The organism is Candidatus Pedobacter colombiensis (assembly GCA_029202485.1).
Lineage (GTDB): Bacteria > Bacteroidota > Bacteroidia > Sphingobacteriales > Sphingobacteriaceae > Pedobacter > Pedobacter colombiensis.
The window spans coordinates 2965767-2979672 of the sequence record CP119313.1 but is presented as its reverse complement, the minus strand read 5'-3'; the positions used below and the strand labels follow the sequence as shown (position 1 = coordinate 2979672).

Below are 13906 nucleotides of genomic sequence, written 5' to 3'. Positions count from 1 at the left end.
TGCAATTAGGGGGACTTGTAATCTCCTATATTTGATAGAGATGCTAACCAGATATAACACCCCAATATACATATTTATCGCCATATTCTTTTGGCTCCAAAATGCTAATGCCCAAATAAAAGGAACAATTTGGGATACCAAAGAAATTTACAAGGTACCCAACTATAAAACCATAAGTACGGATTCGGCGATTGGAATAGTATATCAGGGCTTGCCTTATAAGGGTCAATCAAAAAATGTGTTCGCATATTATGCCAGTCCAGGTACATTAAGTGGCGACAGGTCAAAAGATAAAAATTTACCGGCAGTAGTATTGGTCCATGGTGGTGGTGGTACTGCATTTAAGGCCTGGGCAATTTTATGGGCTAAAAAAGGATATGCAGCTATAGCTATGGATTTACGTGGTAACGATGCAAAGAAACAACATATAGCCGGTGGCTTTGATGAACCAGAATCATTAACCCCGTATTATGCCATCACACCCAATTTAAATGAGCAATGGATGTATCAGGCTGTAGGAGATGTAATATTGGCTCATAACCTGATCAGAAGTTTTAAAGAAGTAGATAGCAATAGAACAGCACTTACAGGCATAAGTTGGGGTGGGGTAATCAGTTGTTCGCTTGCCGGTATTGATAGCAGGTTTAAAGCCGTTGTACCTGTATATGGTTGTGGCTATCTATTTCAGAGCAGTGCAATGCGCAAGGAACTGGATAAATTGAGTGAAACAGATGAGGCCGCATGGATTAAACAATATGACCCTTCTCAATATATTGGAAGAGCAAAAATGCCCTTATTGTTTATAAATGGGACAAATGATGGAAATTTTTTTCTGGATAGCTACACAAAGACCTACAAATTGGTGAAAGATAAAAGCCTGTCCATAAAAATTGGCCTTAAACACAACCACAGCTATGGCTGGGGGAATGAAGAGATTTATCATTTTATCAATAGTCACCTGAGTGGCACTGCTCCACTACCAAAAATAGATGCAGTTGAAATAAAAAAAGGTTTGATTACTGCAAAAATTAAATCCCTTGTGCCTATTGATCAAGCTTATCTTAATTACACGATGGATACTACTGCAGTATTAAAAGATAGAAAGTGGGAGCGCACGGCGGTAACCATAAAAGATAATAAAATCTGGTTATCGGCACTCCCGGATGGAGTTACGATTTGGTATTTGTCGGTAATTGATAAAAGAGGATTACAGGTATCAGGTGAATTGCAATGGCCATGATCTGGTTTTGTACCTTATGCCAAAAAAACTTAATAAAATGCTGATGTAAGAAACGCTAACTGTGTTACATTTATGTTACATTTGATACATATACTAACCAAACGTAATATTATCTGTGTCTATGCCGGTTTCTGGCATATCATTCATCGGTAATAGATAATTTCTACCATTATATGTCAGGATATCACTTACATACAGATGAAGAATTGTTTGTTCTGATAAAGGAAGGAAATCATACTGCCTATACACAAGTTTTTGATCGTTTCTATGGACTCTTATACTTGCATGCTTTAAAAATCCTTCTGGATGAAGATGAGGCAAAAGATCTGGTTCAGGAACTGTTTGAAATGATATGGATGAAACGTGATTTATTAATCGTGAATGGAAGTGTTTCTGCTTACCTGTATGCGTCTACAAGAAATATGGTGTTAAACCAGATTGCCCATAAAAAAGTGAAAAACCGCTATCTGGATACTCTGGGCGAATTTGTTGGACAGGAGGAGTACTTGACTGATTTTTATGTTAGGGAAAAGGAATTAAAGCGCATCATTGAAAAGGAAATCTCGGCTTTACCTCAAAAAATGAGTGAGATTTTTAAACTAAGTCGAACAGAATACTTATCTCACAAAGAAATCGCTTCAAAATTACATTTGTCAGAATTGACCGTTAAAACTCAGGTAAAAAGAGCCTTAAAGATATTAAAACCTAAGTTTGGTTTTATCATAGGACTGATGTTGTTACTTGTGATTTTCCTTTGATGATGTTACACTTTTTAGCATACATGATGTTACATTTGATATTTTTGAAAAACTGAAATAAGTCCTTATCACTATTCCAGTTTTGTTAATTTATGTGAAACATAGCCTTTTCTTATTCCATGTTTATTGGTATATCTGGAATAAGAGCTACATTTGCATTAAATTTTTAATTATGAAATCGTTCAAGCCAGGAACTTATATTAATTAGGGTTATTACAAAAGTTTTCAACCAAATCCTATAAATAGGGAATGGCAGCTAGAGGATATGGATGTCATTAATTTACTCAGTCAAGCAGACCGACAACTAGGAAGACTGGATATGTATTCTGAATACATCCCTAATATAGATCTTTTTATAAGTATGCACATTGCTAAAGAAGCTACTCAGTCAAGTAAAATTGAAGTTACACAGACTAACGTAGAAGAAGCATTTTTGGAAAGGGAGGAGGTGCCCCATGAGAAAAGAAATGACTGGGAAGAAGTACAAAATTATATTCAGGCAATGAACCAAGCAATATCCTTATTGGATGAATTGCCCTTTTCATCCAGATTGATTAGAGAGACACATAAGATTTTACTTCAAGGTGTCAGAGGGGACCAAAAGCAGCCGGGTAATTTCAGAACCAGCCAGAATTGGATTGGTGGTGCATCCATTAATGATGCAACATTTATTCCTCCAGTTCATACTTCTGTACCTGAACTGATTTCTGACATCGAAAAATTTGCAAATGATGAATTAAATAAAGTCCCTGAATTACTAAAAATAGCTTTACTTCACTACCAATTTGAAACCATTCACCCTTTTTTGGATGGAAACGGAAGAGTTGGCAGACTCATGATTACGCTCTATCTTGTAAGTAAAAACATCTTAAAAAGGCCAATATTGTACTTGTCGGATTTTCTGGAACGTAACAGGATGTTGTACTATGATAATTTAATGATGGTTAGAGAAAAGGGAAGTTTAGATCAATGGTTTAAATTTTTTCTGGTCGGAGTAATAGAAACCGCAAAAAATAGTATCAAAACCTTTGATGGTATACTTCAGTTACAAAAGCAGGTTGATGCAAAGATTCGCTCTTTAGGCAGCAGAGCTGGGAATGCACAAAAGATAATGCATCATTTATATCAGAAACCACTCCTGCACGGACATAAGGTTTCTGAAGTCACAGGACTATCTCCTACTACAGGATATAAATTATTAACTGACCTCGAAAAACTAGGCGTATTAAAAGAAGTAACGGGCGCCCAAAGAGGCAAATTATATATTTTTAAGGACTACCTGGATTATTTCAATTAATGTAACACCAACTTAGCTAAAAAGTGTAACATGATCAAAGGAAAATAACATTACTTATTTTTTGATTTTTTTTATCCACCCGTACCCCCAGTCAGGGTAGCTTCTTGTCTTATAATCGTAAAAAGCTAAAAGGTTTAATCATGACAGACGATCCTGGGAAATTATTAGATAAATACAATGCGGGTTTATGTACTGAGGAGGAAAGGATTGCTGTGGAAAGTTGGTACCTGAAATTAAGCGATACTGAAGCTAAGAATTTAGATATTGCATCAGCAGCCCGGACAAAAGCCGCTGTTTGGTCATCTTTAACAGCTAATCAACCCGCTATAAAATTAAATCGTTTCAAGTATTGGGCAGCAGCAGCGATTTTACTAATCATAGGTTCAATTGGTTATTTTTATTCAAAAAGCTCCAAAGTAGAATCCATTGCAGTTGTTTCACCAAAAAAACATGACATCGCTCCAGGGGGAAATAAAGCTTTTCTGACCTTAGCTGATGGTCAGAAAATATCATTAACGGATGCAAATAGTGGAGAGATTGTTAAACAAGGAGGATTGTCGATCAGTAAAACTGCTGATGGCAAAGTGGTTTATACTGTTGATGATCAGCATAAAAATGATAATGAAGGAAAAACAATATTTAATACAATTGAGACCCCTAATGGCGGACAATACCAGATTAACTTACCGGATGGTACTAAAGTATGGTTAAATTCGGCTTCATCACTTCGTTATCCTACAAAATTTGCCGGTAATATGAGAAGGGTAGAACTAACCGGAGAAGGGTACTTTGAAGTTGCAAAGGTTCATGTCCCTTTTGTGGTTAAAACTATTGGGCAGGAGGTACAGGTATTGGGTACCCATTTCAACATCAATAGCTATAAAGATGAGGGAGATATCAAAACGACTTTGTTGGAGGGGTCAGTACGGGTAACCCAATTTGGAGCACATAAGAATAACCAATCAAAATTATTAAAACCGGGCGAACAGAGTCAATTGACTGAAAATACTATAAATGTTAAAGCCGTCGATACAGAGTCAATCGTAGCTTGGAAGAATGGAGATTTTATTTTTAAAGGTGATGATTTAAAAAGTATCATGAATAAAGTTGCCCGGTGGTATGATGTAGAGGTTGTATATAAAGGTGACTTCGATCATCTAAAGTTCGGCGGTTACATATCCCGTTCCAAAAATATTTCAGCAGTATTAAATATTATGGAATCAACAGGTAAGGTAGACTTTGATATTAAAGGGAAACTGGTCACAGTATCGCGAGTACATAAATAAACAAGCATAATAACCAAATATTAAACAGTATGGAAAAAAAAACTACACAACAAGCACCTTAATTATGGGAATATGCCTTTGCTAAATCATTAATGGCTATTAATTGCCAGTGTTTAGTTAAAAACCGGAAGTGCTTCGAACCACTCCCGGTAAAAAAATGGCTGGGATTACCCTCAAACAGTTAATTTTTAGTTTCACCCAACTAACCAAATGTATGAACTTTTACAAACAATCGGTAAGTAAGCCACCTGGTTTACTACACAAATTTTTGTTGATAATGAAATTTACAACAATTTTATTGCTCACGGCCTTTTTGCAGTTTGCACATGCCGGCAAGGCACAACGCATCACTTTTTCGCAAAGAAATGCCAGTCTGGAGGATGTATTTAAAGAAATCCGTAAGCAAAGTGGTTTTGATTTCTTTTATGATGTAGAGGATATCAGAAAAGCAAAACGGATTGACCTTTCCGTAAAAAATGAAACGCTTGAAGAAGTCTTGAAAAGATGCTTCGAAAATCAGCCATTTACCTATATTTTGAAGGATAAAGCTGTGATTATTAAAGACAATGAGCAGTTTATAACCAATGTTAGAAGTTCTATACAAAAAATGGAACTTAAAGGCAAAGTTACGGATGAGAATGGCTTAAGTTTACCTGGAGTAAGTATAAAACTTAAGGGCACCAACATAGGCGCAATGACTGATGCTAATGGTAATTATGCTTTAATATTGCCAGATGGATCAGGTACCCTTGTTTTTACCTTTATAGGCTTCGCTCAGCAGGAAATTCCTGTGAATAACAGAAGTGTTATCAATGTAGTTTTAAAAGAAGAGAGCAGTGCGCTTTCGGAGATTGTTGTAGTTGGATATGGTACACAAAAGAAGGTAAACTTAACCGGAGCCGTAAGTAATGTTTCGGGTACGGAATTAACCACCAGGCAAGCGCCAAATACAACTGCATTATTACAAGGAAGAATGCCTGGAGTACAGGTAGTTCAGAATTCCGGACAACCGGGAGCTGAAAAGGCGACTATTCAAATACGTGGACAGGGGACTTTTAGTGGTGCCGGTAATGACCCGTTGGTATTAATTGACGGTATAGAAGGAAGTCTTAACAGTGTGAATCCCAATCAGATTGAGAGTATTTCTGTATTAAAGGATGCTGCTTCTGCTGCAATATATGGTTCAAGAGCAGCGAATGGAGTAGTGTTGGTGACCACTAAGGCCGGTAAATCCGGAAGGTTAAATGTAGATTATAGTTATAATTTTGGTAGTCAGCGTGCCACGACAATATCTGAAAGGATCACCAATTCGGTACAGTTTATGGAATTGCTGAATAAGGCGATAGCACATACTGGTACCAGTGGCAGTCAAACTTATACACCTGAAGAAATTGAACTATACAGACAAGGTGCCATCACTAACCCAGCTCAATATCCGAGCTATGATTGGCTGGATGCCATTTTCCGCAAAGCACCTATGCAGCAACATTATTTGAGCGTAAATGGTGGTAAAGAAGGTACAACCTATAACTTTGGGTTAGGTTATCTGGATCAGGATGGTATCCTTATTGCGACCGGATATAAAAAATATGATGCTCAATTTAATTTTAAAACCAGCCTGAATAATAAGGTTACTTTTGGAACCAATATTGCATTTTCTACGGGTAATATGCACGAGACTGCATTGAACAATAATTTTGATGGAAATCCAACAGAGGACCAGATCTTAAGTGCCTTAGCTGCTCACCCTACATTTACCCCTAAATTGCCTGATGGAAGTGGAAGATATGCTGCTAAAGCTTTTATTAGGGAAGGCGGAAATAAAAATCCGATAGCAACTGCTGAAAATGGCGGCAGATTTCTTAAAAACTATTATACCCTTGCTTCTGCTTTTCTAGATGTAGACATTCTTCCCGGATTAAAAGGAGAGATCAAAGGTGCTGTAAAGTATAATGATAAACAGACGAAGGTAGATGTAATTGGCATACCAGGATATATGTTCTTACCGGATGCAACTGGTCAGTATCTTTACAATACACAATGGAATGGAACCGTGGGTGAAAATAATCTAACAGTTCGTAATGAGAAAGATGTACAGTACACTGTTTTTGGAACATTAAATTATACCAAGACCTTTAACGAAGTACACAATTTCTCCGCATTATTGGGTGTAAGTCAGGAAACCTTTAGGTATGATCGGTTGCAGGGCTTTAAAAGAAATGCGCCGTCGAGCGAACTAATAGAATTGGGTGCTTATTCACCTGGTGGACAGCTTGCTGATGGTTTTGCTTTCGAATGGGCGCTTCAATCTCTATTTGGGAGGGTTAATTATAATTACAAAGAGAAGTATTTACTGGAAGGTAATTTCCGTTATGATGGATCCTCTCGTTTTCCTACCGGAAATAAATGGGGATTTTTCCCTTCTGCTTCCGCAGGTTGGAGATTGTCGCAGGAAGATTTCTTAAAACCTGTTAAATGGGTGGATAACCTTAAACTAAGGGGTTCATGGGGACAAGTAGGAAATCAGAATATCAACCGAGCCTTGAATGGAGAGCAAATGCCTTATCCATACGAGGAAGTATTAAACCCTGTGTCGTACAATATTGGTGGCTCTTTACAACAAGGGGTAACTCAAACAGATCTAATCAATAGAAATATTACCTGGGAAACTACCACCATAACCGATATAGGTTTAGATTTTAGCTTGTTTAAAGGTTCTTTATTTGGAACTATAGATGTGTATTCTAAAAATACAACAAACATCTTAAGGGCACTACAGGTTCCTGATTTTATTGGAGTCGCAGGACCAACCGTAAACCGGGGACAGATGAACAATAAAGGATTAGAACTTTCTTTGGGCTATGAAAACAAGGTCGGAGATTTCCATTATAAAGTAACAGGCAATTTTGAGACCTATAGAAATAAGGTAGTAAAATTTGGTACCCGAGAAATTAATAGTAGCAACGGTACCATTACACAGGAGGGGCTACCATATAACTCTTATTATATGTACGTATTTGATGGGATCTATCAGAATCAGGCTGAAATTAACAATGGACCGACGCCAATTGTTAAAACATTACCTGGTGATATGAAATACAAAGATATAAATGGAGATGGCAAAATAACAACTGACGATCGTGTCGTTGTAGGTGGTGCATTTCCTAAATTTAATTACGGAATGACCTTTAATTTTGACTATAAGGATTTTGACCTGAGTTTCTTCTTGCAAGGTGTACAGGGACGTAAGATTTATGTTAGAGAGTGGGGGATAGCTCCATTCAGACAAGGAAGTCCGCCGCCTAAGTTCTGGGAAAATGCATGGGACGGAGAAGGTACCTCTAATACCATACCACATATATTTAATGAAAATTATGCTCCGGATACTCAGGTTTCTGATTGGTGGTTACAGGATGCTTCATATCTAAGGTTAAAGAACATCCAGCTAGGTTACAACTTCCCTGTAAAGTTAATTAACCACGCTAAAATTCATGCACTTAGATTATATGTGTCCGGAGATAATCTGGTAACCTTTACCAATTTCTTTAAAGGAAGTGATCCTGAGCGGGCGGCAGCCAATGGCCGGGCAGCCATCTATCCTCAGGCTAAAATTTATTCATTTGGAGTGAAAGTAACCCTTTAATTATTAATCTCATGAAGACTTTACATATAAAAATAATACTTCTGCTGATGAGCACTTTAGTGTTTTCATGCAAGAAGACCCTTGATACCTCTCCGCTTACAAATCCAGATTCTGCAAATTTCTGGAAAACGGAAGGAGAAGCAAACAAGGCATTAATAGCTTGTTATTACAAGCTAAAAGAACCCATTTTTTCCAATGGACCAGGGCAAAGTGGTAATTTCCTTTTCTGGGAAGCCTTATCTGATAATGCTTCAAATACATCCAATTATGAAGCCTTTGACATTGTGATGAGGGGCGAACACAACTCTGCAACAACAGGAATCGTGAGTAAAACATTTACATTTGGTTTTCAAGGTATTGCTTACTGCAACTATTTTTTGAACAACATAGACCGCGTTCCGGGAATGACAGATTTAAACCGCAATAAAATGAAAGGGGAAGCTTTGTTTTTAAGGGCTTTTTACTATAATGAACTTGCACAACTATATGGTGATTTACCAATAATTTTATCGCCTGCTACATTAGATGGGGATTTTATGAAAACACCAAGATCTCCAAAAGCAGATGTAGTCACGCAGATGCTTAAGGATTTGAATTTAGCAATTTCTTATTTGCCAAATTCAGCTTATACTGACGGTCGTGCAGTTAGAGGTTCTGCAATTGCATTAAAAACCAGAGTTTTATTAAATAATCAACGATATGGAGACGCTGCTGATGCAGCTTGGTCTTTAATTGGTGATCCTGCAAACCCCTTCCAGCTTTCTGATAACTATGCGGGTATCTTTTTTGGTAATCAAACCAATAATAAAGAGATCATGTTTTCTGTGCAATTTAAAGCTCCTGATGATTATCACTCGTTAGATCAGGTAATTGGTGCCCGGATGTCGGTTTTCCCAACTGTAGAGTTGAGAAATGCTTATGAACCAAATGATCCGCGTAGGAAAATGACCATATTTGAAGCCGGAGATCCATGGGCATACAATCCGGGAGGTTTTAAACAAACAGGAAGTACTGCTGAAGGACAGATCCCTTATACCACGATGGCTTTTAAAAAATGGGTAAACACCTCCATAAACAATGCTTCGGGTGCAACATTAAGTGATCAGCACATGGTAAAGATCCGTTATGCCGATTTATTATTAATGTATGCAGAGGCCATGTTTGAAAATGGACAGGGGGCTGATCCGCGTGCACTAAAAGCATTAAATGATGTAAGGGGAAGAGTTGGGGTTAATATGCCACAAAAATTAGTGCTGACCCGAGAAATCATTAGAAATGAACGTAGGGTAGAACTGGCATTTGAGGGCTTACGGTACAATGATCTTATCAGGTGGAAAATTGCAGATCAGGTAATTCCTACTATCGCTTATGATGCTAAAGGAACAAAAAGAAAATTCAAATCTTATCTTTTCCCAATTCCGCTTAGTCAAATGGATATTATGACGGGAATTTGGACACAGAATACTGACTTTTAACGCTTAATAAATTATGCTCAAAATCAATTTTATGCTTTCGCTGTTACTTCTTGTAACGGCGAAAGCTTTTTCTGTGGATACCCAGGCTATTCAAAGTCCGGATAAGAAAGTGATCTTTAAGGTTTCCATTCAAAATAACTGCTTAAATTATACCATATTTTATAAGGATAAGCCTGTTATTGAGCCATCGGCGATTCGAATGCTGATTGATGGGACAGTGATTACCGATCAGGTTAAAATTGGTAAAATGGATAGGTATCAGCTTGATGAAACGTATCCCTGGTATGGGGGACATTCTTTAGCACATAACCATTATAATGGTGGCAAAATTTTGATTTCAAAAGGTGCTGTTAATTACACTTTAGATGTGCGTGTTTTTAATGATGGAGCGGCTTTCAGGTTAATTGTTCCGGGAAAAATTACTGATAAGAGAGTAGCTGACGAGGCTACTGTGTTTACCTTACCTAAAGGGACTACGGCCTGGTATCACGATCTTTATATGCACTATGAAGGTGTGTATGGAAAGAAAAATATGGATACTGTAAAAGCGGGAGAATGGGCTGCACCCGCAATTACTTGTCAGCTTGCTGCGAATGGTGTTTATTTAGCGGTAACAGAAGCTGATCTTAAAAATTATGGAGGTATGGCTTTACAAACCAATGGGAACAAAGGCCTGGTATTGCGCTTGCCGCAAAATCAGCCCACTTCATATCCTTATAAATTACGCTATAGTCCGGAAGATACCTTAAGGCTTTCAAAGCCAGCAGTTATTGATGGGACAATTACAACACCATGGCGGATAATTATGATAGCTGAGGATTTGAATAGATTGGTAAATAACGATATGGTGCATAATCTTTGTCCGCCACCGGATAAAAAAATATTTCCGCAAGGCATTAAAACGGATTGGATAAAACCGGGTCCGGCAGTATGGAAATACCTTGATGATGGGGGCGAAGGAACACTGGCCAATATGAAAGAATACTCCAAATTGGCTGCTGAGTTGGGCTTTAAGCACAATATACTGGAAGGTTTTTGGAATAAATGGAGTGATAGTGACATTAAAGCACTTGTTGATTATTCTAAACCAAAAGAGGTAGAAATATGGTTATGGGAGCATTCCAAAAATTTAAGGGAGACTAATAAAAGGCGGGCTTTCTTTAAGCGATGCCACAATTTGGGAATTGGTGGATTGAAGATTGACTTTTTTGATCATGAAGCCAAAGAAGTTGTTGATTTATACCAGGCGATACTTAAAGAAACCGCTGAATTGAAGATAATGGTTGATTTTCATGGTGCCAATAAACCAACCGGACAGGAAAGAACCTGGCCCAATGAATTGACACGTGAGGCTGTTAAAGGAATGGAAGCCAGTAAGCTGGCAGATAGAGCAGGCCATAATGTTACACTTCCTTTTACCCGTTTTATAGCCGGCCATGCAGAATATACGCCTGTTCATTTTGGCGAACGTCGTAAGAATACCACCTGGGCACATCAGGTGGCTAGCGCTGCAATTTTAACAGCTCCGTTACTTACCTATGCAGCTAGTCCGCAACATTTATTGACTAACCCGGCCGTAGAAATGATAAGGAGTATTCCATCTGTATGGGACGAAACCATCGTTTTACCGGGCTCAGCAATCGGTGAAGCTGCAATATATGCCCGCAGGAAAGGCAATACCTGGTTTTTAGCGGTTATGAATGGAGCAAAGCCCAAGGTATTGAATATTGCTTTGTCTTTTTTAGGAGAAGGGGTATTTAAGACACTGGAAGTTAGTGATGTGCAGGGGGATTCAGGAGCGTTGAAAGTAAAGAAAGGATCGGTAAGTAAAAAGGATATTATCCATTTGGATTTGGTTGAAGGTGGGGGGTATATTACTAAATTTATGAAATAAAATAAGCTAAATATGACAACCAAATCTCTGTTAATGCTCATGGCCTCATTAGTATTGTGCTTTACAAAAAATAGCAAAGCACAGGAAATTTATGCAGGACGATATAAGGCTGTTTTTACAAATGCACCTCAGCGTGTACCCACCTCAAAAACGCCTGATGCACCATTAGCAGGAAACGGAGATATTGGTTTAACCCTTGGCGGTAGCCCGGATAAACTAGCACTTTATCTTGGGAAAAATGATTTCTGGCGAGCCTACCCGGTTTACCCGGGGGGTGGAATAGCCTTGCCTGGATGGTTAGAAGTGAGTATTAGCGCCCTTCAAGGCGCTAATTACTATGCAGAGCAAATTTTGGATAAAGCCTTTATAAAAGGAGAATTTACTAAAGATCAACTTAAAGTGTCATTGAAAGCCTGGGTAACTGCTACTCACAATACAGTGGTGGCCGAATTTACAGCCAGCAATGCCTGTAATTTGAAGCTTGGACTAAAATCTACGAAAGGGAATACATCTGTTAATACAGCAGGAATAGATGGAAATGTGATTTGGGTAACCCGGTCTTTTGAAAATACGCCATTGCTGGAATGGCCGTCGCATGTAGCAATGGCTTTAAAGGTATTGGGTGCAAATGTGGATAAGGATGGGATGGTGAATTTGCAACCAAACCAAAAGGTTATCCTCACCATTACCATGTATACCAATCATGACCGTAAAGATTGGAAAGAAGCTACTATAAAAACGGCGCATAACTTAACGGAAAATAAAATTTCTGAAATGCAGGGTGAGCATGAGCGTTGGTGGAAGGATTTTTGGAGCCAATCTAAAGTAGAAATTGGAGATCCATTTATAGAAAAATACTACTACGCCTCACAGTATTTATTTGGTGCTACATCCAGAGGCAATAAATTTGCTCCTGGTATCTGGGGACCATTTGTAACGCGAGATTCTACTTCATGGGGTGGTGACTATCATCTCAATTACAATTATCAAGCTCCTTATTGGGCATCCTATTCTTCCAATCATCTGGATGAAAGTGCCAATTTTGATCAGCCTTTGCTGGATTATATGGCCAAGGGAAAAGAACATGCAAAAACCTTGTTGCAACTAAAAGGAATTTATTACCCTGTCGGCATAGGACCAAAGGGACTTGTAACCACTCGCTGGCCTCTAACACCTGATGAAATGGAAAAACGATATGCAACACGGGAGAATACCATAGATGGAGGCTATAAATTTTTGGGACAAAAGATCAATGCCGTATTTAGTGTAGGCAATATGTTAATGCGTTTTTATAGCACTTATGATAAAGCCTATGCTCAAAAAATCTATCCTTATATGCTTGAGTGCGCAAATTTTTGGGAGGATTATTTAAAGTTTGAAAATGGCAGATATGTAATTTATATGGACCATTATGGAGAGGTAATGCCAAACCTGAAAAATAATGGAAAATGGCGTGATCAGTTGGGGGATTTTAACTCTACGTTGTCAGTTGGGCTTGTAAAAATGCTTTTTAAGGGAATGATAGATGTTAGTACTTTTTTAAATGTAGATGTTTCAAGAGTCCCTAAATGGAAGCATATCGTAAAGCATATGAGTGATTTCACTGTTGGCGAAGTCGATGGTAGATTGAGTCTGAAAAGTGTAGAGAAAAGCCCCTCGGCCTGGCATAGCCGGATCGGTGGATTGGCCAGAGTTTCGATTCATGGCTTGATCCTTCCCGGGGGCGTATGTGGACCGAAAACAGACTCAGCTTTTAACCGTATTCTGTTAAGTGATGTAACTCGATGGAAAGAAAGAATGAAGGGGCCGGGAGAATGGGCCAATACACTGGGAAATGGTATTGAAACTTGCTTTCCGGCTGCTGTGAGAGTAGGTTATGATTCAGATGAGATTTTAAAACAATTAAAAGACAGGATCAACATACAATCACTTCCTAATCTATGGATAACTGCCGAAGGTGGTGGAATAGAAACGTTGGCCGCCGTTCCGCTAACTATAAATGAGATGATGATGCAGAGTTATGAACATATTATTCGAATTTTTCCGAACTGGAACAGATCCAAAGATGCAAGCTTTGATCAGTTAAGAGCTTATGGTGCATTTTTGGTAAGCAGCCGCTTGGAAAAAGGCGAAATCAAGCATGTAACTCTGTTAAGTGAAGCTGGACGGACCTGTAATATAGATAATCCCTGGCCCGGGAAAAAGGTGCAGCTGGTTCGAAATGGACAAAAAGCTGAGTTGCTTTCAGGTAAAACCTTTGCATTCCATACAAAGATGGGCGAATCCATGCAAATGAGTGTCGAGGAATAAGAT

At 38.4% G+C, this 13906-nt stretch carries 8 protein-coding genes; all 8 read left to right on the top strand.

From position 1 onward, the window contains the following. Positions 1–40: 40 nt before the first annotated feature. Positions 41–1240 (top strand): acetylxylan esterase, encoded by a 1200-nt coding sequence (locus P0Y49_12695; GenBank protein ID WEK17654.1) that lies wholly within the window; start codon positions 41–43, stop codon positions 1238–1240. Positions 1241–1413: 173 nt separating this feature from the next. Continuing rightward, positions 1414–1998: an RNA polymerase sigma-70 factor gene (locus tag P0Y49_12690; GenBank protein ID WEK17653.1), complete on the top strand. Its 585-nt coding sequence runs from the start codon at positions 1414–1416 to the stop codon at positions 1996–1998. Positions 1999–2263: 265 nt separating this feature from the next. Next, positions 2264–3295 carry a Fic family protein gene (locus tag P0Y49_12685; protein WEK17652.1) on the top strand — a complete coding sequence of 344 codons (1032 nt, stop codon included), beginning with the start codon at positions 2264–2266 and terminating at the stop codon, positions 3293–3295. A gap of 140 nt (positions 3296–3435) precedes the next feature. Further along, the gene (locus tag P0Y49_12680; protein ID WEK17651.1) at positions 3436–4581 is read left to right on the top strand and encodes a FecR family protein; all 1146 of its coding nucleotides are present in this window, start codon (positions 3436–3438) and stop codon (positions 4579–4581) included. Positions 4582–4858: 277 nt separating this feature from the next. Then, positions 4859–8224 (top strand): TonB-dependent receptor, encoded by a 3366-nt coding sequence (locus P0Y49_12675; protein WEK17650.1) that lies wholly within the window; start codon positions 4859–4861, stop codon positions 8222–8224. A gap of 47 nt (positions 8225–8271) precedes the next feature. Continuing rightward, positions 8272–9699, top strand: coding sequence for a RagB/SusD family nutrient uptake outer membrane protein (locus tag P0Y49_12670; protein WEK17649.1), 1428 nt, complete (start codon positions 8272–8274; stop codon positions 9697–9699). A 13-nt stretch (positions 9700–9712) separates the two neighbouring features. Then, positions 9713–11593, top strand: coding sequence for a glycoside hydrolase family 97 N-terminal domain-containing protein (locus P0Y49_12665; protein WEK17648.1), 1881 nt, complete (start codon positions 9713–9715; stop codon positions 11591–11593). A 12-nt stretch (positions 11594–11605) separates the two neighbouring features. Next, positions 11606–13903 (top strand): trehalose hydrolase, encoded by a 2298-nt coding sequence (locus P0Y49_12660; protein WEK17647.1) that lies wholly within the window; start codon positions 11606–11608, stop codon positions 13901–13903. Positions 13904–13906: the final 3 nt, after the last annotated feature.